General features: G+C 71.1%; 24 protein-coding genes and 2 pseudogenes. 10 read left to right on the top strand and 16 right to left on the bottom strand.

The features are described from left to right. The first annotated feature begins 57 nt into the window (after window positions 1-57). Complete coding sequence (gene rfbC, locus HHX35_RS08340; RefSeq protein ID WP_182898242.1) at window positions 58-648, top strand: dTDP-4-dehydrorhamnose 3,5-epimerase; 591 nt, start codon at window positions 58-60, stop codon at window positions 646-648. Here rfbC and rfbD read toward each other — a convergent pair. After that, window positions 630-1,472, bottom strand: coding sequence for a dTDP-4-dehydrorhamnose reductase (gene rfbD, locus HHX35_RS08335; protein ID WP_182898241.1), 843 nt, complete (start codon window positions 1,470-1,472; stop codon window positions 630-632). The genes rfbC and rfbD overlap by 19 nt on opposite strands. Beyond that, entirely contained in the window at window positions 1,469-2,437 is a 969-nt protein-coding gene (gene rfbB / locus HHX35_RS08330; protein ID WP_182898240.1) for a dTDP-glucose 4,6-dehydratase, read from the bottom strand. Before rfbB ends, rfbD begins: the two co-directional genes overlap by 4 nt. A 231-nt stretch (window positions 2,438-2,668) precedes the next feature. Here rfbB and HHX35_RS08325 point away from each other — a divergent pair, with 231 nt between their 5' ends. Further along, on the top strand, window positions 2,669-4,534 hold the full coding sequence (locus tag HHX35_RS08325) for a DUF4082 domain-containing protein (protein WP_182898239.1): 1,866 nt from the start codon (window positions 2,669-2,671) through the stop codon (window positions 4,532-4,534). Between the two features lie 56 nt (window positions 4,535-4,590). Here the strand turns inward: HHX35_RS08325 and HHX35_RS08320 are convergent, their stop codons facing one another. From HHX35_RS08320 to HHX35_RS08300, 5 genes are all read right to left on the bottom strand, one after another. Further along, window positions 4,591-5,655, bottom strand: coding sequence for a glucose-1-phosphate thymidylyltransferase (locus HHX35_RS08320; protein ID WP_182898238.1), 1,065 nt, complete (start codon window positions 5,653-5,655; stop codon window positions 4,591-4,593). A gap of 1 nt (window position 5,656) precedes the next feature. After that, the gene (locus tag HHX35_RS08315; protein ID WP_182898237.1) at window positions 5,657-7,054 is read right to left on the bottom strand and encodes a sugar transferase; all 1,398 of its coding nucleotides are present in this window, start codon (window positions 7,052-7,054) and stop codon (window positions 5,657-5,659) included. 657 nt (window positions 7,055-7,711) lie between these two features. Next, window positions 7,712-8,083 carry a hypothetical protein gene (locus tag HHX35_RS08310; protein ID WP_182898236.1) on the bottom strand — a complete coding sequence of 124 codons (372 nt, stop codon included), beginning with the start codon at window positions 8,081-8,083 and terminating at the stop codon, window positions 7,712-7,714. A 124-nt stretch (window positions 8,084-8,207) separates the two neighbouring features. After that, window positions 8,208-8,822 carry a GntR family transcriptional regulator gene (locus tag HHX35_RS08305; protein WP_139578994.1) on the bottom strand — a complete coding sequence of 205 codons (615 nt, stop codon included), beginning with the start codon at window positions 8,820-8,822 and terminating at the stop codon, window positions 8,208-8,210. 10 nt (window positions 8,823-8,832) lie between these two features. Then, complete coding sequence (locus HHX35_RS08300; RefSeq protein WP_182898235.1) at window positions 8,833-9,756, bottom strand: EamA family transporter; 924 nt, start codon at window positions 9,754-9,756, stop codon at window positions 8,833-8,835. 227 nt (window positions 9,757-9,983) lie between these two features. On the opposite strand from HHX35_RS08300, the gene HHX35_RS08295 reads away from it, so the two are divergent. Further along, entirely contained in the window at window positions 9,984-12,032 is a 2,049-nt protein-coding gene (locus HHX35_RS08295; RefSeq protein ID WP_182898234.1) for a nitrate- and nitrite sensing domain-containing protein, read from the top strand. After that, on the top strand, window positions 12,029-12,382 hold the full coding sequence (locus HHX35_RS08290) for a DUF742 domain-containing protein (protein ID WP_182898233.1): 354 nt from the start codon (window positions 12,029-12,031) through the stop codon (window positions 12,380-12,382). The genes HHX35_RS08295 and HHX35_RS08290 overlap by 4 nt, the downstream gene beginning before the upstream one ends. A 36-nt stretch (window positions 12,383-12,418) precedes the next feature. On the opposite strand, the gene HHX35_RS08285 is transcribed toward HHX35_RS08290, so the two are convergent. Together HHX35_RS08285 and HHX35_RS42535 are read right to left on the bottom strand one after the other, a co-directional pair. Then, window positions 12,419-12,823, bottom strand: a complete 405-nt coding sequence (locus HHX35_RS08285) for a hypothetical protein (protein WP_182898232.1) — start codon at window positions 12,821-12,823, stop codon at window positions 12,419-12,421. Window positions 12,824-12,903: 80 nt separating this feature from the next. Continuing rightward, window positions 12,904-13,338 (bottom strand): hypothetical protein, encoded by a 435-nt coding sequence (locus HHX35_RS42535; RefSeq protein ID WP_220505123.1) that lies wholly within the window; start codon window positions 13,336-13,338, stop codon window positions 12,904-12,906. Between the two features lie 260 nt (window positions 13,339-13,598). On the opposite strand from HHX35_RS42535, the gene HHX35_RS08275 reads away from it, so the two are divergent. Then, window positions 13,599-13,955, top strand: coding sequence for a hypothetical protein (locus tag HHX35_RS08275; RefSeq protein ID WP_182898231.1), 357 nt, complete (start codon window positions 13,599-13,601; stop codon window positions 13,953-13,955). Window positions 13,956-13,997: 42 nt separating this feature from the next. Here HHX35_RS08275 and HHX35_RS08270 read toward each other — a convergent pair whose 3' ends face one another. From HHX35_RS08270 to HHX35_RS08260, 3 genes are all read right to left on the bottom strand, one after another. Then, window positions 13,998-15,560 carry a hypothetical protein gene (locus HHX35_RS08270; RefSeq protein WP_182898230.1) on the bottom strand — a complete coding sequence of 521 codons (1,563 nt, stop codon included), beginning with the start codon at window positions 15,558-15,560 and terminating at the stop codon, window positions 13,998-14,000. Window positions 15,561-15,654: 94 nt separating this feature from the next. Next, window positions 15,655-16,488, bottom strand: a complete 834-nt coding sequence (locus tag HHX35_RS08265) for a Sua5/YciO/YrdC/YwlC family protein (RefSeq protein WP_259404837.1) — start codon at window positions 16,486-16,488, stop codon at window positions 15,655-15,657. Window positions 16,489-16,581: 93 nt separating this feature from the next. Beyond that, window positions 16,582-17,136 (bottom strand): TetR/AcrR family transcriptional regulator, encoded by a 555-nt coding sequence (locus HHX35_RS08260; RefSeq protein WP_139579002.1) that lies wholly within the window; start codon window positions 17,134-17,136, stop codon window positions 16,582-16,584. 101 nt (window positions 17,137-17,237) lie between these two features. Here HHX35_RS08260 and HHX35_RS08255 point away from each other — a divergent pair, with 101 nt between their 5' ends. From HHX35_RS08255 to HHX35_RS08245, 3 genes and pseudogenes are all read left to right on the top strand, one after another. Next, window positions 17,238-17,705 carry a nuclear transport factor 2 family protein gene (locus tag HHX35_RS08255; RefSeq protein ID WP_220505122.1) on the top strand — a complete coding sequence of 156 codons (468 nt, stop codon included), beginning with the start codon at window positions 17,238-17,240 and terminating at the stop codon, window positions 17,703-17,705. A gap of 44 nt (window positions 17,706-17,749) precedes the next feature. Beyond that, on the top strand, window positions 17,750-18,265 hold the full coding sequence (locus HHX35_RS08250) for a GNAT family N-acetyltransferase (protein WP_220505121.1): 516 nt from the start codon (window positions 17,750-17,752) through the stop codon (window positions 18,263-18,265). A 184-nt stretch (window positions 18,266-18,449) separates the two neighbouring features. After that, window positions 18,450-19,274 (top strand): annotated as a pseudogene (locus tag HHX35_RS08245) (transposase family protein). A gap of 61 nt (window positions 19,275-19,335) precedes the next feature. Here the strand turns inward: HHX35_RS08245 and HHX35_RS08240 are convergent. Beyond that, window positions 19,336-20,271, bottom strand: coding sequence for an RNA polymerase sigma-70 factor (locus HHX35_RS08240; RefSeq protein WP_220505120.1), 936 nt, complete (start codon window positions 20,269-20,271; stop codon window positions 19,336-19,338). Window positions 20,272-20,396: 125 nt separating this feature from the next. On the opposite strand from HHX35_RS08240, the gene HHX35_RS08235 reads away from it, so the two are divergent. Both HHX35_RS08235 and HHX35_RS43270 read left to right on the top strand, forming a co-directional pair. Then, entirely contained in the window at window positions 20,397-21,242 is an 846-nt protein-coding gene (locus HHX35_RS08235; RefSeq protein ID WP_182898227.1) for an SDR family NAD(P)-dependent oxidoreductase, read from the top strand. A gap of 197 nt (window positions 21,243-21,439) precedes the next feature. Next, window positions 21,440-21,778 (top strand): annotated as a pseudogene (locus tag HHX35_RS43270) (transposase family protein); the annotation flags it as partial. A 7-nt stretch (window positions 21,779-21,785) separates the two neighbouring features. Here the strand turns inward: HHX35_RS43270 and HHX35_RS08230 are convergent. The 3 genes from HHX35_RS08230 to HHX35_RS08220 form a co-directional block, all read right to left on the bottom strand. Next, window positions 21,786-23,045 carry an acetyl-CoA hydrolase/transferase family protein gene (locus HHX35_RS08230; protein ID WP_182898226.1) on the bottom strand — a complete coding sequence of 420 codons (1,260 nt, stop codon included), beginning with the start codon at window positions 23,043-23,045 and terminating at the stop codon, window positions 21,786-21,788. A 237-nt stretch (window positions 23,046-23,282) separates the two neighbouring features. Further along, the gene (locus tag HHX35_RS08225) at window positions 23,283-24,164 is read right to left on the bottom strand and encodes a GNAT family N-acetyltransferase (RefSeq protein ID WP_182898225.1); all 882 of its coding nucleotides are present in this window, start codon (window positions 24,162-24,164) and stop codon (window positions 23,283-23,285) included. Window positions 24,165-24,208: 44 nt separating this feature from the next. Then, window positions 24,209-24,658 (bottom strand): MarR family winged helix-turn-helix transcriptional regulator, encoded by a 450-nt coding sequence (locus tag HHX35_RS08220; RefSeq protein WP_259404836.1) that lies wholly within the window; start codon window positions 24,656-24,658, stop codon window positions 24,209-24,211. Between the last annotated feature and the right edge of the window lie 18 nt (window positions 24,659-24,676).

Raw genomic sequence — 24,676 nt, 5'->3', positions numbered from 1 at the left:
AACGTAATCGTCGTCATGAGCCGATCGAGTTACGGCCGTGTATGCGATGCTTCGACCATGGATCGGCTCAGCATCGCCGGGGCCTGGTGCCACACCCCCCGCATCCACACCGACGAGCGCGGCGCGCTCCTCGAGGTCTTCAAGGCCGCCGACCTGCGGGAGGTCGCCGGACACGGGCTGGACCTCGCACAGGTCAACTGCACCGTCTCCCGGAAGGGGGCGCTGCGGGGGATCCATTTCGCCGACGTGCCGCCCGGGCAGGCCAAGTACCTCACCTGCGTCGCCGGAAGCGTCCTCGACGTCGTCGTGGACCTCAGAGTGGGCTCTCCCACGTACGGGTCCTGGGAGAGCGTGCTGCTCGACGACACCGACCGGCGCGGTCTCTACATAGCCGAGGGGCTGGGCCACGGCTTCCTCACCTTGAGCGAGCAGGCCACCGTCGTCTACCTCTGCTCCCAGCCGTACGCGCCGGGGCGCGAACACGGCGTGCACCCGCTCGACCCCGATCTGGGTATCGAGTGGCCCTCGCACGTGGAGCCGATCCTGTCGGACAAGGACGCCGCCGCTCCCTCTCTCAAGGAGGCACGCGAGGCGGGACTGCTGCCGGATCATGACGCTTGCCTCGCCTTCTACGACACGCTCAGGTAGGGCCACGCCGCGTGCAGGGCCTCGCGCCAGTGCCGCATCGGCGGCAGGTCCGCCCGCGACCATCGGCCGTGCCCCAGCACGCTCCAGGCCGGTCGCGGGGCGGGCCGGGCGAAGGCGGCGGACGTGGTCGGGACGACCCGGCCGGGATCCGCGCCGAGCAGCGTGAAGATCTCACGGGCGAACTCGTACCAGGTCGTCCGCCCCGCGTTGGTGCCGTGGTAGACGCCGCCCGGCGCGCCGGAACGGCCCAGCTCGACCAGGCGGGCGGCCAGGTCCGCGGACCAGGTCGGCTGGCCCACCTGGTCGGTCACCACCGACACGGTCTCCCGCTCGGCCGCCAGGCGGATGATCGTGGCCGGGAAGTTGCGGCCACGGGCGCCGTAGAGCCAGGCCGTACGGACGACCGTGTGGCCGTGCTCAAGCGCGGCCCGCTCCCCGGTCAGCTTCGACCGCCCGTAGGCGTTGACCGGGCGCACCGGGTCGTCGTCCTCGCCGTACGGTTCGCGGCCCATGCCGTCGAAGACGTAGTCGGTGGAGATGTGGATGAGGCGCACCCCGCGCTTGGCGCAGGCCAGTGCGAGCCCCTCGACGGCGCGGCCGTTGACCTCCATGGCCTCGTCCTGGCGGGTCTCGGCGCCGTCGACGTCGGTCCAGGCGGCGCAGTTCACCACGACGCCGGGAGCGAGGTCGTCCAGGGCGTCGCCCACGGCCCCGTCGTCCGTGATGTCGAGGTCGCGGCCGAAACCGGTGGCGTCCTCACCGGTCAGCGCCTCCATGAGGTCCACGCCGAGCATGCCCTTGGCGCCCGTCACCATCCACCTCATGCGCGCGCCCGTAACGGCTTCCACCACTGGGGGTTGTCGACGTACCAGCGCACGGTGCCGGCCAGACCCTCCTCGAAGGAGATCTCGGGGGCGTAGCCGAGGGCACGCAGCTTCCGGTCGTCGAGCGAGTAGCGCCGGTCGTGCCCCTTCCGGTCGGCCACTCGTTCAACCCGATCCCAGCCCGCGCCGAACGCGGCGAGCAGCCGCTCGGTGAGCTCCAGGTTGGACAGTTCCGCGGTCCCGGCGATGTGGTAGATCTCGCCGGGCTCCCCCACCTCGGCGACGCGCTGGATACCCCGGCAGTGATCCGCTACGTGGATCCAGTCGCGGACGTTTCCCCCGTCGCCGTAGAGCGGGACTCTGCGGCCCTCGATGAGGTTGGTGACGAACAGCGGAACGACCTTCTCGGGGTATTGGTACGGCCCGTAGTTGTTGCCGCACCTGGTGATCGACACCGGGAGTCCGTGGGTGATCGCGTACGCCCTGGCCAGCATGTCGCCGCCGGCCTTCGCGGCCGAGTACGGCGAACGCGGGGCCGGCGGCGCGCTCTCGTCCCAGGAGCCCGCGTCGATCGAGCCGTAGACCTCGTCGGTGGACACCTGCACGACCTTCCCGACGCCCGAGGTGAGGCAGGCATCGAGGAGGGTCTGCACGCCGAGGACGTTGGTGCGCACGAAATCGGCCGCGCCTTCGATCGAACGGTCGACGTGGGATTCGGCCGCGAAATTGATCACTACGTCGTGACCGGGAACCACCTCGCGGAGCAGGGCCGCGTCGCAGACGTCCCCGTGGACGAAGTCGTAGCCGCCCTCGACGGGAGCGAGGTTGGCGAGATTACCCGCGTAGGTCAGCCGGTCCAGCACCGTGACCCGCGCTCCGGCGAAGGCGGGATATCCGCCGGTGAGCACGGTGCGGACGTACTGGGAGCCGATGAAACCGGCGCCACCAGTGATCAATAGCCTCACGTCAGGAATCTCCAGATGTGGATGGTTTTGCACCTAAAAAAGCAATAGGGGAGGACCGCATCGTATTTCAGTAAGGAAACGGGCGACCTGAAGGCCGAGCCCGAGTGAGTGAAAGACGTAATTTGGCCAAATTGATGCGCACTCGTCGTCTCAGGCGTCACAATAGCCCCCGGCAGTGGATCGGCAAGGACAAAATGACGAACTGAGCGCCTCGGCGCGGAGGTCGGAGATATGGCCCCCAACAAACACCCACGCCACGGAGCGAACCCCAGGTCCGCCCGCACCTCTCGGTATCTGCCGCGCCCGCGTCCGGCGCTGCTGATCGCGACCGCGCTCGTCGCCGCCGCGATCCCGGTGGCGGCCGTCGTGACGCGGCACACCGCGAACCCGGGCCCGGTCGCCGCCCCCGAGCCGCGGGTCACGCTGCAGGCCAAGGAGGTCGGCTTCTGGTCCAGGGACGACCGGCTCAGCCCGCCCGTCCACAGGGACCGGAGCCCCATCGAACTCGGCACCCGCTTCACCGCCGCCCAGGACGGCTGGGTGATCGGCGTGCGCTTCTACAAGGCGCCCGGTGAGAAGGGCAGCCACACGGGCAGCCTCTGGGACTCGGCGGGGACACGCCTCGCCACGGTGACCTTCCGTGACGAGAGCCGCTCCGGCTGGCAGGACGCCCGCTTCGGCAGTGCGGTGCCGGTCGTGGGCGGGAAGGTCTACACCGTCTCCTACCACAGCGAGCACGGCACGTACGCGGGCCGGCCGTCGGCCGGGGCACTGCGATCGGGACCGCTCAGCACGGCCGCCCGCCGCGTGGGGGTCTACACCTACGGCCCGAGCCGCTTCCCCCACCGGTGGAACCCGAAGAACTACACGTACTACGTCGGCCCCATCTATCGCTGGCTGGACAGGGAGCCCGCTCCGTCCGTGCGCCCGGTGCCCTCGGCGACCCGGTCGCGCGACGTCGTCACGCACACGCCGAGGCCCTGGCCGTCGGTCTCGCGGGTCTCGCCGAACCCCTCCGGAGAGGTCACGATCGAGCCCTCGGCGCCGCCCTCCTTCGAGCCGACGCCGGGCCTCTCCGTTCCCCCGGTCGTCGAGCCGTCCGCGGAACCGTCGGCCGAGCCCTCCGTCGTGCCGTCCGCGCGGCCGTCCGAGGAGCCGACCACGGTCGTGAGCCCGTCCCGGGAGCCGTCTCGCACACCCGGCGGAGAGCCGACCGGCGGCAGGCCCACCCGGAGCCCGTCGCGCAGCCCCTCGATGCCGGCGCAGAGCCCGGCACAGAGCCCGGCGCAGAGCCCGGCGCCCCCGCCGACCGCACCCGCGGGATCCGCCTGCCCCGGCGGCTACCCGACCCCCGCGTGCACCGGCGCCCCCCGCTCGGTCAGCCAGCTGCGGAAGGCGGCGAACCTCGGCGGCAACGACTACCAGGTCACCACACCGGGGACGGTTGTCGACGGCGTGCACATCACCGGCGACCTGGTGATCAACGCCGACGGGGTCACCGTGCGCAACAGCCAGATCGACGGCACGGTCATCAACGAGCGGGGCACCCGGCAGTACTCGTTCACGATCAGCGACTCCACCGTGGGCCCGGCGAGCGGCTGCGTCAGCACTCCGGGCGTGGGCGAGTCGCACTACACCGCCACGCGCGTGCTGGTCCGCGGGCACGGGGACGGTTTCCGGGTCTCGGGTGACGACGTCACCATCCGGGACTCCTACGTCCACCTGTGCTCCAACCCCGGCGACCACTCCGACGGCATCCAGACGTACATGGCCGGCAAGGGGCTGGTCTTCCAGCACAACACGGTCGACCAGCGCGACGCCAGGGACATCACCGCGCCGATCTTCATCACCGACCCGCGCGTGGTCGACGTGACGCTCACCGACAACCTCGTCATGGGCGGCACGTACAGCATCCAGGTCAAGAACGCGCACGGCAGGGTGGTCGTGCGGAACAACCGGCTCGTCAACCGCTCCTGGGTGTACGGACCGGTGGAGGCCGACTGCTCGTCGATCGACTGGTCGGGCAACACGCTCGTCACCGTCGACGACGACTACCGCGTCACGTCCACCGTCGGGGCGCTCCCCTGCCACACCTGACGGCCTGCGGGCGGGGAGCGCGCGTCCTGGTGCGCCCCCGCCCCCGGTGTGTCCGCTCATGAGATGATCTGCACCTTGCTGTGGTCGCCCAGCACGAGACGGTGGGCGCGGGGCGCGTGCGGCGCGGGGGTGACTTCGACGTCGTGCCCGATCAGCGAGGCCTCGATCCTGCGCACCCCCTTGATGGAGGCGCGCGACAGCACGATCGAGTACTCGACCTCGCTCCCCTCGATGCGGCAGTCGGCGCCGATCGAGGTGAACGGCCCGATGTAGGAGCCGCTGATGACCGTCCCCGAGCCGACCACGACCGGGCCGACGATGCGGGAGCCGCGCACCGACGCCCCGGCTTCCACCACGACCCGCCCGATGAGCTCGCAGTCCTCCACGTCGCCGTCGACCCGGGGCTCCGCCGACTCCAGCACGAGCCGGTTCACCTCGAGCATGTCGGTGACGTTCCCGGTGTCCTTCCAGTAGCCCGAGATGATCGACGGCTCCACGTCGTGGCCGGCGTCGATGAGCCACTGGATCGCGTCGGTGATCTCGAGTTCCCCCCGCCAGGACGGTTTGAGGTCCGCCACCGCCTCGTGCACCGCCGGAGTGAACAGGTAGACGCCGACCAGGGCGAGGTCGCTCTTCGGCTCGCTCGGCTTCTCCACGAGCGCGACGACCCGGCCGTCGGCGTCCAGCTCGGCGACGCCGAACTGGCGGGGGTCGGACACCCGGGTCAGCATGATCTGCGCGCTCGGCCGCCGTGTCCGGAAGCGCTCGACCAGGCTCTCGATGCCGCCGACCACGAAGTTGTCGCCGAGGTACATGACGAAGTCGTCGTCGCCGAGGTAGTCGCGGGCGATCAGCACGGCGTGCGCCAGCCCGAGCGGCGCCTCCTGCCGGAGATAGGTGGCCTGCAGGCCGAACCGGGAACCGTCGCCCACCGCCGCCTCGATCTCGGCGTGCGTGTCGCCGACGACGATGCCGACCTCACGGATGCCGGCCGCCGCGATCGACTCCAGGCCGTAGAAGAGCACCGGCTTGTTCGCCACCGGGACCAGTTGCTTGGCCTGTGTGTACGTGATGGGCCGCAGGCGGGTTCCGGAGCCGCCGGCCAGGACGAGGGCCTTCACCTCAGTACGCCCCGTCGCCGCGGGTGACCGCCGACCACGTCTTCCAGAGCACCTGCAGGTCCAGCATCAGCGACCAGTTCTCCACATAGCGCAGGTCGAGCCGGACCGACTCGTCCCAGGACAGATCGGACCTGCCGCTGACCTGCCACAGGCCCGTCATGCCCGGCTTGACGACGAGGCGGCGGCGCACGTCCACCGCGTACTGCTCGACCTCGCACGCCAGCGGCGGGCGGGGCCCGACGAGGGACATCTCCCCCCGCAGCACGTTGAGGAGCTGGGGGAGTTCGTCGAGCGAGTGACGGCGCAGGACGGCCCCCACACGGGTGACTCTTGGATCGTTCCTAATCTTGAACAGCACGCCGTCTGACTCGTTCTCGTCAATGAGGACGTCGCGCAGCCTCTCGGCGTCCACGACCATCGTCCGGAACTTGAGCATGTCGAACTCCCGCCCGTGCCGGCCGACCCTGGTCTGCCTGAAGAAGGCGGGCCCGGGGCTCGTCAGGCGGATCGCGATGGCGATGGCGAGCATCGGCATCGCCAGGATCGCCAGCGCGACCGCCGCGACCACCTTGTCGAACGCGCTCTTCACGAGCTGGCGGGCGCCGTCGAGGTCGGGATGCTGCACGTGGAGCAGCGGCATCCCCGCGACCGGCCGCACGCTCACCCGGGGACCCGCGACATCCATGAGCGCCGGGGCGACGAACAGCTCCGCGCCCCTCGACTCGATGCCCCACGCGAGGCGGCGCAGCGCGGCGCCGTCCAGTTCCGGACAGGCCAGGACGGCCACCGCGTCGGCGGACACCTCGTCGACGACCGCCGCCACGTCGGTGAAGTCCCCGAGCACGGGCACGTCGTCGACGTCGAGCAGCATGCCGCGGTCCTGTGGGCCCGGCAGGCACGCGGCGACGACCCGCATCCCGTGGTACGGCTGCCGCCGCAACTGCATGACCAGGTCGAGGACCGCCGCGCCGTGCCCGACCGCCACGACGCGCCGGAGGTACTCACCACGCGAGCGGGACCGGTGCAGGCGCTTGCGCATGCGGTGCCGGAAGACCAGCGTGATGCACGTCGCGAGCGGCACCATCGCCATGACGTAGCTTCTCGCGACGGTGGTCTGCGTGACGTACGCGCCGATCGCGATGGTCGCCACCAGTCCGAAGCCGCCTTGGGTGACCGCACGGAACTCCTCCGTGCCCTCCCCGTGAGCACTCCTGCGGTAGCTGCCGACCAAGCTCATGACACCGGGCCAGATGATGGTCAAGGTGATGCCGAAGATCAGGTCCACCACGGGTATGAACGCGCCGAGCGCGAGCCGTGTCCCCTCCACCACGCCGAACGCGGAGATCGAACACACCAGGTCGCCGGCCATCAGCAGCCTGAAGTAGGCCGCCGTCGCCATGCTGGCGTATCTCCGCTGTTCAACGTGCGTGGTGACAGTTCGCGTCGGGGTCGACCCCAACCGCGTCTCCATCTATCACGCCCCTAGTCGCCGGACTCTGCAGACTTGACGCCTGTTCCGCCACACAGGTTGACCTGAAGCACACACGCTTCATCGCCCGCTATCCGACTTTGATATTAAAGAGCGATCTACGCCGACGGAACGACAGCTCATGTCCACATTCGGCCGTCCTGACACTATCGAAATGGCTTGACGGAACGGTCCAATGATGCCGTCTTCGATGGGCTTGAGGAAATGTCACCCGAAGTATGCACCTCCGTAACCTGCCGAAATGCCCTCCTCGTGCGGGGGGCGCCACCGACCGGGGCAGCCGGGGCGAGAGGAGACGCAGGTGGAGTACGCGTACCCGGCCATGCGAGCCTCCGCAGCGCCCCTCCGAGAGCCATGGCAGGGGGCCGATACGGATCCGCCGCATGCGACGCCTCCCGGTGGGCCGGATGAGGGCCGGAGCGCCTGCCGGAGGATTTCCGTCCGTGTCGTGCGCGCCGCCCGCGTCAGCCCGTAAAGCCCGGGCATCGCCCGCCAGCAGGCCGAACTAGATTCGGAGTCTTATTCGCAGGCGCTCAGGAGTGGGGCCCGGCCCGGCGCTTCCGGCCTCTAGTCGTATTCGAGGTCGGGTAGCGGGGACGGCGGCTCCGGGCTGCGCCACACGACGACGTAGTCCGAGTGCGCGCTCTCGACCGCGGTGCTCAGCCGGTCGAGGTCGAAGTCCGGCAGGTAGCGCAACCGGGCCAGGAAGCTCGCGTCGGTCGCCGAGTGCGGGACCACGCAGCCCTCGCCCTCACGGTCCAGCAGGACGATGAACACGTCCTCCGGCTGGCCGGGCGGATCCTGGTCGCCAAGGCCGCCGACGCGGACCTCGACCACGTCCTCCCAAGCGAGGGCCTCGACGCTGCCGTCGGCGTAGTGACGTGTCACGCCTTCTTCGGTGACGTACACATAGGTGTCCGGCACTGGGTTGCCGTGCATGGGCGCGATTGTGACGACTTGGAGCGGCGTGGTGCAAGAGAATCCGCGACCAAGGGAAACCGTGCGAGGAAATCCGCCCCCGCGAGACAACGCGCAGGAGGAATCGCCCGGAGCTCCTCCGGGCTCAGGCGTGCCGCCATCGCAGGTGCTCGCGCACCGCCTGGACCGCCGCGTCCGCCGGTCCCTCGGCGATGACGCGCAGCAACGCGGCGTGCTCGGCCGCGAGCTCGTGGGGATCCTCGTACGCGTGCCTCAGCCCGACCAGTCCGAGCCGCGTCTCCGCCGCGAGCGTGGCGTACAGGCGCTCCAGGCGGGGGCTGCCGGCGGCGGCGACGAGCGCCTCGTGCAGCGCCATGTGCTCGGCCACCACGGCCGCCCAGGGCGCGCCCGGCGGCAGGCCGGACAGGCGGTCCAGCGCCTCCTCCGCCGCCGTCACCCGGCGCCCCGCGACGGCCTGTGCCATCAGTTCCTCCAGCGGCGCGCGCACGTACATGAGGTCGGCCAGGTCGGCGGGGGTGATCACCGGGACGTACGCGCTGCGGTTGCGCTCGCGCCGCAGCAGTCCCTCGTGGACGAGCAGCGCCAGCGCCTCACGCACGGTGGGGCGGGCCACGCCGTACCGGGCGGACAGCTCCTGCTCGGGCAGCGCGGCCCCCGGCTCGATGTCCCCGGACAGCACCCGCTCGCGCAGCGCGGCGGCGAGCGCCTCGACGGTGGAGACGGGCCTCAGGGTGGTCACGGGGCCGAGCCTAGTGGCGACTTCCCGCCGCCGCCCGTTCCGTGCCGGGTGCGACGGCTTCCGGGCCCCGCGCCCTGGCGGGCAGCGCCACCACGACCAGCCCCAGGGCGAGCAGCACCAGACCGGCCCACGAGACGGGGGACAGATGCTCGCGCAGCGCCACGACGCCCAGCACGGCCGCGACGGCCGGCTCGGCCAGCGCGAGCGTGGCCGCCGTGGCCACGGGGGTCGTGCGCAGTCCCCGGCCGTACAGGAGATAGGCCAGCCCCGTGGTGGCGCAGCCGAGGTAGAGCGCGGTCAGCAGGCCGCCCGGGCGCGCGAGCCAGGCCGGTCCGGTCAGGGCGAGGACCGGCAGCATGAGCACGGCCGCGCCACCGAACAGAACGCCCATGACGATCCCCGACTCCATGCCCCTGCCGATGGCCCTGGCCGCGACGACCGCGTAGAAGGCGTACAGGAGGCCGCCGAGGAGGGCGAGCGCGACGCCTCCCGCGTCCACGCCACCCGTTCCCCTCCCGCCGGTGACGAGCACCGCGCATCCGGCGACGGCGGCGGCCGTGGCGAGCGCCCAGCGCCCGCTCGGCCGCTCGTGTCCGACGATCCAGGACAGGAGCCCGGTGAAGACCGGGCCGCTGCCGATGGCCACCACCGTGCCGATCGCCACGCCCGTCCTGCCCACCGCGGCGAAGAAGCACAGCTGGTAGGCCGCGACCGCGGCGGCTCCCAGGACCAGCGGCCAGCGCGCCGGAACGTTCCCCTTGGGGGTGCGTCGGTGCGTGACCAGCGCCAACGCGCCCAGCAGGGCCCCGCCGAGCACGAGGCGGGCCGCGGCCAGCGAGACGGAGCCGGCGGAGGCGAGGGTGCCCACGGTCCCCGCGGTCCCCCACAGGACGGCCGCCGCGACCACCGCGAGCGGGCCCGATCTGGAGTTCATGGAAGGATTGTCTGACAACTAGACAGCGATCAGCAAGAGCTTTCCTCCGTAACGTCGAGACTGTCCTGATATGGGGCTGTGGCCCAAGTCGTTAGGAACGATCCCTGGTACCAGAGGCTCACGGATTGCTAGGGTTTCGCCACTGTTAACACATGTGTAACCGACGGGCGGGTCTGATGGCTGGTCGGAAACGATCCATCCGCTTCAAGATATTCGCAATCCTGCTGGTGCCTTTGACCGCCCTGGTGGTGATCTGGGGGTTCGCCGCCAAGCTGACCATCGAGCAGGGGCAGCAGCTCCTGCGCATCCAGAAGGTCTACGACAACATCGTCTATCCCGTCAGTGAGGCCATCAACGAGCTGCAGAGCGAGCGGTTCGTGTCGGTGAGCTACCTCGCCTGGCGCACCTCGACGCTGCGCACCGACCTTCAGGGGCAGCGCCGCAAGACCGACGCAACCGCGGTCCTGCTGACCCGTCTGTCGGAGCAGGCCCGGGACGAGACGCCTTCCGCCATGTGGGACCGGGTCCAGGACCTGATCCGGCAGATGGACCGGCTCGACGTCCTGCGCGGCCAGGTCGACGACCAGCGGCTCACCCGCCTCGACGTGATCGAGGAGTACAGCTCGGTCGTCGAGACCGCCCACCAGGTCTACGACCGGCTGATGATCTCCCCGGACATCGACATCATCGAGCAGACCAAGGCGCTCATCCTGATCACCCGCAGCCGCGAGCTGGTGAGCCAGCAGTCCGCGCTCGTGCTGGGCGCGCAGGCGTCCGGGCGGATGACGCAGGACGAGCGGGACGCCTTCTCCGGGATGGTCGGCAAGCGCCGCCTGCTCTACCAGCTCGGCACGAGCCAGCTCGACGCCGGCCTGCTCAAGCAGTACGGCACGCTGAACTCCACCCCGATCTACACGTCGTTCGTCTCCCTGGAGGACGACGTGATCGCCAGGGTGCGGCCGGGCCAGCCGCTCCCGCCGGAGGCGATCGCCTGGCCGACGACGGCCCAGGCCCTGACCCGCCAGCTCACCGAGACGACCAACGTGGCCGCCGACGCCACCGCCGCCCGCGCCGTGCCGCTGGCGCAGAGCGTGCTCTGGGACATCGGCATCGTCGGCGGGCTCGGCCTCGCGGCCGTGCTCGCGACCGCGTTCATCTCCTTCCGGTTCGCCCGTACGGTGACCGGCGAGCTGAGCGTCCTGCACCGGGCCGCGGCCGACCTGGCCGGGCGGCGGCTGCCCGACCTCGTACGGCGGCTGCGGCGCGGCGAGGACGTCGACGTGGCGACCGAGACGCCGCCGATGGCCCAGGCCAGCGACACCGTCGAGATCGAGAACGTCGGCCGCGCCTTCACCTCGGTGCAGCACACCGCGATCGAGGCGGCCGTCGGCCAGGCCGAGCTGCGCAAGGGCGTCAACAAGGTCTTCCTGAACCTGGCCCGGCGCAGCCAGTCGCTGCTGCAGCGCCAGCTCGGCATGCTGGACGGCCTGGAGAAGGAGATCACCGACCCCGACCTGCTGGAACGGCTGTTCGGCGTCGACCACCTCACCACCCGCATGCGCCGCCACGCGGAGGGCCTGATCATCCTGTCCGGCGCCGTGCCCGGCCGCGGCTGGCGCAACCCGGTCCGGCTGTACGACGTGGCCCGCGCCGCCACCGAGGAGGTGGAGGACTACCTGCGGGTGGACGTGAACATGCCGCACGGGTACTCGCTCGCGGGCAGCAGCGTCACCGACGTCGTCCACCTGCTCGCCGAGCTGATCGAGAACGCCACGGTCTTCTCCCCGCCGCAGACCCGCGTGCAGGTCAGGGGGGAGATGGTCGCCCGGGGCTTCGCCATCGAGGTCGAGGACCGCGGGCTCGGCATCCCCCCGGAGGAGCTGGCGCACCTCAACGCGCGGCTCGCCGACCCGCCGGAGTTCGACCTGGCCGACAGCGACAGGCTCGGGCTGTTCGTCGTCGGACTGCTGGCCCGGCGGCACAACATCCGCGTCTCCCTGCGCACCTCGCCGTACGGCGGGACGAGCGCCGTGCTCCTGCTCCCGCAGGAGATCGTGGTGGAGAACGAGACGAGGGAACCGGCGGTCGAGCGCCTCGCCCAGCCGGAGGCTTCGCCCCCAGCCCTGGCCCTCACGCCGCCTATCGGCGGCGGCGCCCAGGACTCCCTGCCCCGCCGGGTGCGGCAGGCCAACCTGGCGCCGCAGCTCAAGGAGGAGCGGAGCGACCTGTTCTCCTCCTTCCAGGCGGGCTGGCAACGCGCTCAGGAGGACTCGTGACAGAGCACGAGGACGGGCCGCTGCTGCGCCCCTACACGCTCACCCGTGGCCGTACGCGCCCGAGCGGGCCGGACTTCGACCTGATGTCCATCATCAGGACGGCTCCCGCGGCGTACAGCGGGATCTCCGGGCTGGCCCCCGAGCACTGGCGGATCCTGCAGCTGTGCCGGGTCCCCCTTTCCGTGGCCGACCTGGCCTCGGAGCTCGGCCTGTCGCTGAACGTCGTGCGCATCCTGCTGGGCGACCTGCGCGACCAGGGGCTGATCAGCGCGCGGCCGCAGGCCACGGTCGCCCAGCTGCCCGAGGAACGCATCCTCCGCGAGGTGATCCAGGGACTCCAGGCGCTGTGAGGCGTCAGGAGTCCGCCTCGCGGGACGTCGCTCTTTCTAGGAGTCCGCTTCGCAGGACTCCAGAAGCCGCTGCACGTGCCAGCGGGCCGGTGTCGTGAGCTCGTCGACATAGCGGTCCAGCATGGCCGCGCACGCGACCGCGTCGGCGGTCTCGACGGACGGCAGGACCAGGATCTCCTCCTCGCCGTCCAGCACGAGGCCGCCCCGCACGCTGAACGTCTCCTCGCCGACCGCGACGGCGGTCTCGAACACGAGGTCGTGCCCCGGGAGCGCCAGCGCGGCGCCGAGCCGTACGGCGGGCCCGGCCAGGTCCGAGACGGGCTCGACGCGGACGTGGGGGAAGAAGTCGCGGGAGACGGACCGTCCCATCTCGCTGAACCGCGCCGCCGTTCGCATCAACGCTTCCAGGAGTTCGGCGGCACCCTGACTGTTGGCGTCCACCCCCGCAGGGTAGATCACGGAAAGTTGCGGTTTGGCCAAATATTTAGGTTGGACCGGAGATTTCGCCGAAAAGGGCGGTCTCAGCGGAAGGCGAAGCACTCCACCTCGGCCCGCCGGCGGGTCAGCCCGCCGCCCACCGACTCCTCGACGCAGGAGCGCTGCGCGGCGTTGAGTTCGAGCACTCCGCAGACGCTGACCCCGGAGTACGTGCGGCAGTCGAGGTTCGGGTTGAACGCGCCCACCATGTACTGCTCGCGCACCTGCGTGCGGCAGCGGTGCCGCTCCTCCGGCGTCTTCGGGTAGCGGCATTGGCCGACGAGGATGTCGTACTGCTTCTGGCTCACCTCCTGCCGCTTCACGCCCCCTTTGGGCGGCGCGGGCGCCTGCGGCGGGCTCCCGGCCCACGGGCCGGTCCTCGGGTGGCCGCCGGTCCCGGCGGCCACCGACGCGACTGCGGCGACCGTGCCGAGCATGGTCATCGCAGCGAGCACGGCGACAGCGACGATCTTTCTCATGGCGATCCTCCCGAGCAGGAACGTACCCACGGGCGAACGGCCGCCCCCCGCGCCGCGCCGGGCCCGCATGGACGGTCGTGACCTTGTGTCATGCCGACGTCGACGCGAGCAATACGAGGAGTAAATACACCATTGCGAAGTGTGACGCCAGACGATCAAGGGTAGGTGTGGCCACGGAACCGACGGGGACGGCGCCGGCGCCATTCACACCCGATTCTCGGTTCGAAATCCGGTCATTTTCGACACAACGGAGCTTTTACGTGCGATTTGTTCACGCAATCACGACAGGCGCGCTGGTCCTCACCGGCCTCACGGTCACCGGCGCGGGCGCGACCGCGCTGGCCGACGCGGGCCCGCAGACCACGTCCCACGCCGTCGTCGACGGCTACCAGGTCGTGACGCTGCCCAACGCGAACGTGCCGAACTTCACCCGGCGCACCGTGTACTGCCCGGCGGGCAAGCGCGCCGTGGGCGGCGGCGGCGAGGCGCAGGGCAGCGACGCGGTCCTCGTGGGCAGCTTCCCCACCGCGGACGGCACCGGATGGATCGCGCTCGGCCGGCAGAACTACTACAACACCGTCGGCATCAGCGTCTACGCCATCTGCGCCAACGCCTGATCGGATCACACACCGCGCTTCACGCGAATCACATCACGTGAATCACCTCGCGGGGGGAACGGGGAGGCCCCGCTCCCTCCGCGTCCGCGTCCGGGCCCGTACGGCGGCGCGTACGGCGACGACCAGGACCACCGTGCAGAGCAGGACCGCGAGCAGCACCGCGATGCCGTAGTCGTCGGGCACGCCTGCGCTCCAGCCGAGGAACGGCAGGCACACGGCGGCGAACGCGGCGGGCGCGGCGAGCAGGAGGCCGGTCCACCTCGGCCGCGACCACAGCCAGACGGCGAGTACGCCGGCCGCGCCGGCCGCGAACATGGGCACGAAGAGCGCGAGGGAAACGAGGCCGGCCGGCCCGTCCGCGGTCACGACCAGCAGGACGCTCGTCCACATGGCGGCGGCGCAGATCCCGAACCGGACCGGCCGCCTGCGCGCCCCCGCCGTGGTGCCGAGGGCCGCCAGCAGGGCCGCGAGCGCCACGAGAACGGCGACCCCCACCTCGGTGCCGATCCGCTCCCCCGGGGACGCGAGGGGAGCGGCGGCGGACTCCGACAGCGGTGCCCTCTCCGCGTCGTACTCGGGGAAGCCCAGCCGCCGCCACCGTCCCGACACGTCGCGCAGGACGACTCCGTCGGTCCCGTTCGCCACGGCCACGACGTGGCCACCGGGCACCGCCTGGACGGCGACGGCCACGGAGACGGCCCGGTCGCTGTGCTCGCCGAAGGGGTCGGGATTCTCGTAGGCCCGATCGAGCCAGTCCTGCCTGCCTCTGGAGATCTCCCAGGCGACCGTCCAGGTCGCTCCCCCGTCCGTGGTCTGCTCGACCCTGAGCCGGCCCGGCGTGACCCGGTAACAGCGCCGCGGCTCGGCGGGCACGCACGCCCGGGTCGCCGGAGACGGAAACGGAGACGCAGACGGAGACGGCGAGCCCTTCCACTCGTGCCAGGACCTCCCGGCGTCGCCGGTGGCGATCACGGCGCCGTCAGGAGCCACGGCCACCACGATCTCCCCCTGACGCACCTCGACCGCCCGAGCCGACGACGAGGCGGGCACCGCGCTGGTAGCGGTCACGGCGAAGACCGCGACGGGCAGCACCACCAGCGCGCGGGCCCGCCGGAGGTCCCGTGCCGCGGGACGAGCCGCGCGCCGCCACACCAGCCACGCGACGGCCAGTGCCGGGAGGGCGAGCAGGTCGCTGGGGTCGGCCACCACCCGCGAGGGCGGCACGAGCACCGCCCACACCCGGGTCGCCGTCTCCGCGCCGATCCCTGTCGTCTTCATCCAGGCGAACAGCGTCCCGGTCAGCGCGATCGCCGCCGCGGCCGTGCGGTCGCCCGGCGGGACACGTCCCGTGATCCGGGCCGCGTACGCGGCGAGCAGCGCAAGCAGCGGGGGCGCGACGAGCATGCCGACGAGGTCGCTGAGCTTGCCGGTGACCACGCCCGGCCACAGGATTTTCAGCACCCGGTCGTTGACGATCAGCACGGCGAGCGCCGCGACGGTCACCGGATGGCCGAGCCAGGCCGCCTGCACGCCGATTCGAGCGCCCTGCGTGGCTCCCGTGGCCATCTTCGGGTGATTGCGGTCGATCTGGAGACGATCGCACATCCGCCGATCGTAGATCGCTCTTCACCGGCGCGGCGGTCGCTTCCCTGGACGAGCACACCCCGGGCGTCAAGCGCCGGCCGAGCGCCGCGACGCGCTACGAGAGGTTGACGGGCGACGGCGCCGGGCTCGCGGCCGTTTCCCTCCTGAGGAAGGGGGAGGAGGTCCCGCCCAGCGCCAGGCGAGCCGGCAACCCCGTCGTCCAACTCTGACGCCCGGTGCGCGCCAGCCCGCTCACGGTCAGCGTCCCGTCACACGGCCACTCGCCCGCCCGCTCGCCCGACCGGTCCCACACGGCCAGCGGGCCGTCCAGGCGCGCGGTGAGCAGATACTGCAGCGGGGTGCGCGGCAGGAACAGGTCGACGTCGGGAGTCCCGCGCCGTACGGCCCGGGGCAGCAGCGGCTCGCGCAGCCGCACCAGCGTGGCGGGCTCGGCACGCTCGACCAGCGCGCGGATGTCGGGAGCGGACAGGTTCGCCACCTCCCGGGCCATCGAGACGTTCCTGACCAGCACCCGCACCGGTCCGGACGCGCCGTCCATGCGGGCCAGCGCCTGCTCGGATCTCGCGTCGCAGACGACCTGGTCGGCGAACAGGTCGTGCAGGCCGGCCACTCCCCCGGCCTCGATCGCCGCGACGGCCGCCGCCAGCGCGTCCGCACCCGTGGCCGCCTCCCACCGCAGGGCGGGGCCGCAGGCCGCGCAGCCCGTCGCGACGGACGCGGATCTGCGGACGTCCGGCTCCCGGCTCTCCCGTCCGCAGTCCTCGCACAGGACGGCGGAGGGCGCCTCGGCCGCGGGCGGGCGGCAGTCGTCGCAGCAGACGAGCGGATACGCGTACCTGCGGCCGGCCCGGTCGAACAGCTCACGCACGCAGGCCGAACAGAGCCCCCGCTCACTTCGCCGAGCGCCGGGGGAAGCCGAGATGACCATGGAGGCGGCACTGCCCCCGGCCGGCCCCTCTAATCACAGCGATCACATGATTCTCAGGAGTGCCTCACCTGCGGTCATGCCGTACGGGCCTGCTCAGCCGTCGGCGAGGGCGCGCAGGGACGGGCGGAGCGTCTCGGCGATCCGTTCGGGAGAGGCGCCGCGCAGGGCCGTGAGGCCGAGCAGTTGATGGGCGATCGTCACGCCCAGCATCGTGCTGACCATCAGGGCCGCCCGCAGCTCGGCGTCACCGGAACCGATCGCGTCCGCCAGTTGCGCCACCTGGCCGTCGAGCTTGCCGCGCACCTCCTCGGCCGCGTCGGGGTGGGTGAGCATGGAGCGCATCATCGCCAGCGTCGCCTGCGGCAGCGGCCCCATCTTCATGCCGATCCTGCCCAGCAGTTCCTCGACCGGCTCCAGCTCGCCGTCCAGCGGCGGGATCGACGGGATCCGCACGGCCTGCTCGAACAGCTCCTGCTTCGACCCGAAGTACTGCATGACCAGGGCCGGATCGACCTCCGCGGCCGCCGCCACGGCCCGGATCGTCGTGCGCTGGAAGCCGCGCTCGGCGAAGATCGCCCGCGCGGCGGACAGGATGCGCTCCTCGGTGCGGCGCCGGCGCTCTGCCCGGCTCGTCGGCGTCCCCTCCACGTGACGACTCTACCGGTGTTGACCACATCGGCCCGTTCGCTCTACATTCGTTGAGTCAACGACTGTTGAGCGAAATGCTTTCGAATGATCGGAGCGAACGGATGCAGCTCACCCCGCGCGAGGTCCTGGCCCGCTTTCACCGGGCGATGGTCGACAGGTCGGCCGACGACCTCGCCGACCTCTACGCCGCCGACGCCCTTCACACCTTCCCGTTCCGGGCGCCGCTGTTCCCCGCCCGGCTGGAGGGGCGGGAGGAGGTCCGCGCCCTCTACCGCGCGGCGTGGCGCGCGAGCCCCGTGCGGCTCGCCGAGATCCACGACGTCGTCGTCCACGAGGCGGCCGATCCCGAGGTCGTCACCGGGGAGTGGGAGGGCACCGGCACGGTCGAACCGGACGGCCGGCCGTTCCGGGCCACGGGCCTGCTGACCCTGCGCGTACGGAACGGCGAGATCGTGGAGACGCGCGACTACATGGACGTGTTCGGCACCTACCACGCGATGGGCCGGCTGAAGGACGTCGTCGCCGCCGCGGAGAACGGCGCCGCGGAGAACGCCGCCGCCACGGCCTGATCGGGGTCGCGCGCCTGCCCGCCGGCGCGGCCACAATGGTGACCATGACGATCTCGGGGACGGTGGTCCGCCGGGCGGGAGCGGCGGACGCCGCGGCCCTCGTCCGCCTGCGCGCCGTGATGCTGGAGGACATGGGGGCGGAGGTCGGGGACGAGAGCGCGCCCTGGCGGGCATCGGCCGAGGCGTGGTTCGCCCGGCGGCTGCGCGATCCGGGGGACTTCGCCGCGTTCGTGGTGGACGACCCGGAGCTCGGCCTGGTGAGCTGCGCGGCGGGCACCTGCGACCCCCACGCCCCGGGGCCGACGAACCCGAGCGGCCTGCAGGGCCACGTCTTCAACATCTGCACCGACCGGCGGCGCCGCCGGCTCGGCCTCGCACGCGCCTGCCTCGACGCGCTGCTCGTCTGGTATCGCACCGAGACCGAGGTCCGGACGATCGACCTCAACGCCACGTCGTACGGGATCGAGCTGTACCAGTCCTTCGGGTTCGACGCGCCCCGCTATCCCGCGCTCCAGCTGCGGCTCGGCCCCCCACTCGGGCGCGGTTTCACGAGTCGCTAGCCGATGGAGAACGCCCGCAGCCGCGGCCTGCCGGCCACGCTCTCGGGCAGACGGCGTTCAATAAGCCATTTTTATCCTGATGGCGCTGGTCAGGACGGGCGTGGGAGAGCGGGGTTGGGTGTGAGGTGAGGCTCCCGGTAAGACAGCAGTCGACCAAGATCCGATGCCCCAACCGGGAGCCTCGTTGCTCTCTTACCCTGCCGCGATTCCCCTGTCGAACCGCACCCTTGCCCGCCAGGCCGAGCTCATCCGCGCCCACCGCGCCGAACGCCGCAGCCGGTGGCGGCGCCTGAACCCAGGGCAACAGGCCTTACTGGTGCTGGCCCACCTGCGCAACGGGGACACCTACACCCGCCTGGCCGCCGGCTTCTCCATCGGCACCACTACCGCCTGGCGGTACGTGCGCGAGTCGGTCGACCTGCTCGCCGCCCTGGCCGACGATGTCCACGCCGCCGCGACCCGGGCCTCCCCGGCTGGCCTACACCATCCTCGACGGCACGCTCATCCCGATCGACCGTGTCGCCGACCAGAAGCCGTACTACTCCGGCAAGCACAAGCGCCACGGGATTAACATCCAGGTCCTCGCCGATCCCGCCGGCCGCCTGGTCTGGGCCTCTCCTGCTCTTCCCGGGGCGGTGCACGACCTGACCGCAGCCCGCATCGTGGGCCTGATCGACGCACTACGGCCAACGGCGTGCTGACCTTCGCCGACAAGGGCTACCAAGGCGCAGGTGGCACGGTCCGCACCCCGTTCAAGCGCCACTGGCACCGGCCCCGGCTGTCACGCGGGCAGAAGGACGTCAACCGTGCCCACGCCCGTATCCAAGCCCTCGGCGAACGCGCCATCGCGACCCTGAAGACGTGGAAGGTCCTGGCCAAGCTCCGCTGCTGTCCTCGCCGGGCCACCGCGATCGTGCAGGCCATCCTCGTCCTGCACGCCGTCGAAGCCGACCCCTGCTCAGGATTGAAGGGCTCAATGGACCAGCTGAAATTGCGATATCCGAGTTGACCTGCCAGTCGTCATTGAGCGCCTTACGGGGACTCCGCTCGGCCGACCCGCGTGCCGCCCATCATGGCGTCTGCTGGTCGCGGCGGGTCTGCTTCTTCTCGCGGATGACCGCGTGGGCGTCGGCGACGGGGCCTAGGTGAGCGAGCTTGTCGGGATTGACGATCGAGCGGATGGTCTGGATGCGTCCGTCCAGGATGTCGAGCGTCCAGACGTTGAAGATGTGACCGTCTCGGTCGCGGATGATCGCACCCGGCTGGCCGTTCACCTCGTGCGCCTCCAGCACCGCGCCGATCTGGGCGAACGGCGGGACGGCGACGGACAGCACCCGGGCGATCTTCGCGACGCCGAAGAGGGGGATCGTACTCCCGATCTTGCCGGCGCCGTCGTTGACCAGCTGGACGTCGGCGGCCAGCAGTTCCTGCAGCCCTGTGACGTCCCCCTCCCTCATCGCATGGAAGAACCGCCCGGCGAGCTGCTCGCGGGCCCGGCGATCCGCCTCGAAGCGGGGCCGGCCCGCGTCCATGTGACGGCGTGCCTGCACCGCGAGCTGGCGGCAGGCCGCCTCCGACCGCTCCACCGCGGCGGCGATCTCCCGGTAGCTGAAGGCGAACACCTCGCGGAGCACGAAGACCGCACGCTCGAGCGGGCTGAGCCGCTCCAGCAGGATCAGCGCCGCCATCAACAACGAGTCGGACAGCTCCGCCGACCGCTCCGGGTCCTGGTAGGGGTCGGTCAGCAGCGGTTCGGGGAACCATGGCCCGACGTAAGCCTCGCGCCGGACGCGGGCCGAGCGCAGCACGTCGATCGAGATCCGCGTCACCGTGGCCGACAGGAAGGCCTTGGGTGACTCGGGCTGGGCCGGGGAACCTTCGTAGCGCAGCCAGGCCTCCTGGACGGCGTCCTCGGCCTCGCTCACGCTGCCCAGGATGCGGTAGGCGATAGCGAAAAGCAGCGGCCTCAGTTCCTGGAAGTCCTCGACGCGAGTCACGCCGACCATTGATATCACCACTCAGGATAAAGGTGACATGGTGTCGCAGATCACACTCGGGCGATCTCACATCTCTGCCGGGCTATCTCGTCCAGGGGGTTGTAACGGCTGAAAGCGGCAACAAGGAGCACACCATGCAGAAGGTTTGGTTCGTCACCGGCTCGTCCCGCGGCCTGGGCCGCAACTTCGTGGAGGCCGCTCTGGCGCGCGGCGACAAGGTCGCCGCCACCGCCCGGAACACCGCGAGCCTGCGGGCGCTGGCCGACACCTATGGAGACGCGGTGCTTCCACTGGAGATGGACGTGACCGACAGGGCCACCGTCTTCGAGAGCGTGAAGCGCGCCAAGGAGCACTTCGGCCGGCTCGACGTCATCGTGAACAACGCCGGCTACGCCCAGGTCGGCGCGGTCGAAGAACTTACAGAACAGGAACTGCGCGACCAGCTCGAGACCAATCTGTTCGGCGCGGTGTGGGTGGTCCAGGCCGCGCTGCCGTACCTGCGCGAGCAGCGCTCGGGGCACATCATCCAGCTTTCCTCGGCCGCCGGGGTCATCGCGATGCCGCTCGGCGGCGCGTACCACGCCTCTAAGTGGGCCCTGGAGGGCCTGAACGAGGCGCTCGCCGGCGAGGTCGCCGAGTTCGGCGTCAAGGTGACCATCATCGAGCCCGGCGGCTTCGCCACCCGGGACGGCAACAACCCCGACCCGCTCGCCAACGGCTACATGGCCAAGCCCGACCCGGCCTACGACGGTCTCCGTCAGCACCTCGGGGCGATGGCAGGGAAGATGCCCGCAGGCGACCCGGCCGCCGCGGCGCAGGCACTGCTGAAGCTCGTGGACTCCGCCAACCCGCCGGTGCGGGTGCTGTTCGGCAAGGGCTTCCACCCACTGATCGAGCGGGCCTACGCCGACCGGCTCAAGACCTGGGCCGACTGGCAGGACCTCTCGATCGAGGCACACGGCAACCTTGAAGCCCGCTGACTCAGGTGAGAGGCCGCGTAACCGGCGAGCGGCGCCCAGGTCGCCCAGGCCACCTGGGCGTCCGGGCGATCCGCTCGGCCGGTGAGCCGGATTGTCCAGACGGAGTTGGGGCCTGCTCCCACGTGGGCGGGATGATCGGGCTTCCACCTCAGTCGCTTACGACCCCTCCGCCCGGCACGGCGATCACCCCGGAGTCCGGTGCCACGCATGACCTGACCGCGGTACGCGCGACCGTCCTGATCGACGCGCTGACCGCCGCAGGGGGTAAGAACCTTTGCCGGCAAGGGATATCGAGGCGCGGGCTGTAGCATGCGCACGCCGTTCGAAGGCCATCGGCTACGACTGCCGCTGTCGCGCCATCAGCGCTCGGTCAAACGCGCGCAAGCTCCCACCCGCGCCTGCGGGGAACGCGCCGTGGCCACCTTGTAGACCTGGAAGATCCTGACCCGGCCGCGCTGCCGCCCGCAGCGCGCCACCACGATCATGCAACCATCCTTGTCCTGCAGCTCATCGAAGAAGGCCGCTACTCAGGATGAAAAGCGCTCAATGCAACAACCCCGCGTGGCGGGCCTCGTAGGTGAGCCGGTCGCGGTGATCGGGATGCGCTATCGCGATCAGCGCGGCCGCGCGCTGGGAGATGCTCCGACCCCTCAGCTCAGCGATGCCGTATTCGGTGACGACGTGGTCGATGGTGTTCTTCAGCGTGGTGACCGGGGTGGCGCGGCCGAGCTGGACCTTGATTCTGCTGGTGCCGTCGCCGGTGGCCGCGTGGGTGACGAGGAACGCCCGCCCGCCGTCGGAGTACATGGCGCCGCGGGCGAAGTCGGCCTGCCCTCCCGAGCCCGACCAGTAACGGCCCGCGATGGTCTCGCTGGCCGCCTGGCCCATGAGGTCGACCTCACTGGTGGCGTTGATCGACATCATGGCGGGTTCGCGGGCCACCACTCGTGGATCGTTGACCCAGTCGACCGGCAGCATGGCCACCGACGCGTTGCCGTCGAGCCAGTCGAAGAATCGCCGGGTGCCGATGCAGAAGGTGGCGACATGCCTGTTGCGATGGAGCTTCTTGCGCGCGCCGGTGATGACGCCTTGTTCCGCCAGGTGCATGACGCCGTCGGACATCGCCTCGGTGTGCACGCCCAGATCGCGGTGCCCCGCCAGCTCGGCCAGCAGCGCGTCGGGGATGCGGCCGACGCCGATCTGCAGGCATGCCCCGTCCGGCACCCGCTCGGCGACCAGTTCCGCGATACGCGTGTCCCGGTCGTCGGGCACGGCCGGCATCGTCTCCTGCAGGGGGTAGTCGGCGACGCACCAGCCGGCGACCTGGCTGACGTGGATCTGGTTCTGTCCGAAAGTGCGCGGCATTCGCGGGTTGGCCTCCAGGAAGAACGGCACCTCGCCGATGAGCGCGGCCGCGTAGTCGGCATTGGTGCCCAGGCTGAAGTAGCCGTGCTCGTCGGGCATGGTCGACGCGGCCAGGACCAGGGAATGCCGGGTGTACTCGCGTAGCAGCAGGGGCACCTCGCTGAAGTGCGCCGGGACGAGCTCACACGTGCCGTTCCAGTACGCCTGCCGGCATCCCGGCCCCAGGTAGTAGCTGACATGGGTCAGCCGCCCTGGGTATTTGCCGTTGATATAGGGGCGTTCGCGGGCGGGATCCATCTGATGGATCCGAACACCGGTCAAGCGGTCGGCGTGGGCCTCAAGAGCATCGATGACGGTGTGCGGTTCGCCGTTGCGGATCGGCACGATCAGGTCCGCGCCGTCTCGCACCAGGTCCAGCACGTCGGTCGGTGCGTTCATGACACCTCCTGGTGGACCGCGACTGCTGTCGCGCCCCCGATCCGGCGGTCGGGCGTCTTCCTCACTTCCCTGCTTCAGCAACCGGCGGGCAGCCTCCAGCCGCGGCACGCACGGGCGGCCGCCGCCCTGCCGAACCGCATCGGCCTCCTTCCCAGTCTGCTACCCAACGCGGTCACGCCCGGCCACATCAGAGCGGCCCCCTAGGCGCGCAGCGGGGCTTGATCTGGCAGACGCGACCTAGAGGTCGAGCCGGTAGCGGACGGTCCGGTGCGTCGGCACGTAGCCGAGTGCGTCGTTGATGCCCCGCATGTACGTGTTGCCGTCGGCGGTGTCGGCGAGCAGCCCCCCGAGGTCCGGGTGGCGTTCGCGGACCAGCCGGATCATCTCGGCCTTCATCCGGCGGCCGAGGCCGCGCCCGCGGTGCTCGGGAAGGACGCCGGTGCCGTAGTGCTGCCCGTCGCCCGTGCCGTCGCCGGGGACCACCAGCTCGGTGAAGCCCGCGATCGTCCCACGGTCCGCGTCGACCGCCGCGACGGTGTGCAGGAGCTCGCCGCGCCGGGCGATCGCCTCGGCGGCGCCCCTGACCCGGGCGACGTCCCAGGGCGTCGGCCTGTAGTCGAGCCCGTCCATCGGCATGTCGTCCATGGCACGGCGGGACGCGGCGAACGTCTCGGCCAGTTCGTCCGGGACGACGCCCTCCCAGGAGACCAGCCGATATCCCGGATGCGGCTCCGCGAGGGCGGCGGCGAGGACGGCGGTGTCCACACCGGCCAGTGCCAGGCGGGTGAACGTCAGGCCCAGTGCCGGGCGGAACCCCCGCGCGGCCAGGAACGCTTCTCCGGGGGCGCCGGCCTCCGCCTCCGCGGTGACGCACCGCCGGCCCTCCTCACGCGCCGCCGCCAGGGCCGCGGCGAGCAGGCGCGATCCCACCCCGGCGCGGCGCTCGGCCGGGTGGACGTGCAGGTCGAGCTCGGCGAGATGCTCGTGGCCTGCGGCGGTGAACAGGCGCAGGTACGCCGATCCTGCGGGTACGCCGTCAGGCCGGGAGGCCAGCCAGGCCAGACGGTGACTCGAGGCGCCGGTCTGCGGATCGACCAGAGGGGTCAACTGAAAAGACATGGGCGCACACCGTAGCCAGCGGTGCGCTCACGGATCAACGGGATTTACCGGAACTCCTGCGCGGGCAGGGCCGACAGGACCCGCAACACCCGCACGAACGCCTCCCTGTCGTCGTCGGACAGCCGCGACAGAAGCCGCTCCTCCATCCGGCGGATGCCCACCTGGGCCGCGTCCCGCAGGCGCCGACCCTCCGGCGTGATGGACAGGAGCCGGACGCGGCGGTCGGCCGGGTCCGGGCTCCGCTCGATCAGCCCTCTGCGCTGGAGGTCGTCCAGGACGCGGATGATGCGCGTCTTGTCCGCGCCGATCGACTCCGCCAGTGCGGCCTGCGTGCGCACCGGCCGCTCGTCCAGGCCCAGAAGCACGGAGTACGCCCACATCGACAGGCCGTGCTCCCGCAGGATCGGCGTCTCGGCGGCCATCAGCGCCCTGGTCAGGGGGGCCGCCATCGCGGCGAGATCGGGGCGGTCGGGCATGCCCCACAGCTTAGACATTGACAGAAAATAAGCATA

This window comes from Microbispora sp. H10830 (genome assembly GCF_014161375.1).
In the GTDB taxonomy this organism is placed as follows: Bacteria; Actinomycetota; Actinomycetes; order Streptosporangiales; family Streptosporangiaceae; genus Microbispora; species Microbispora catharanthi.
This window is presented reverse-complemented; position numbering and strand designations above follow the sequence as displayed.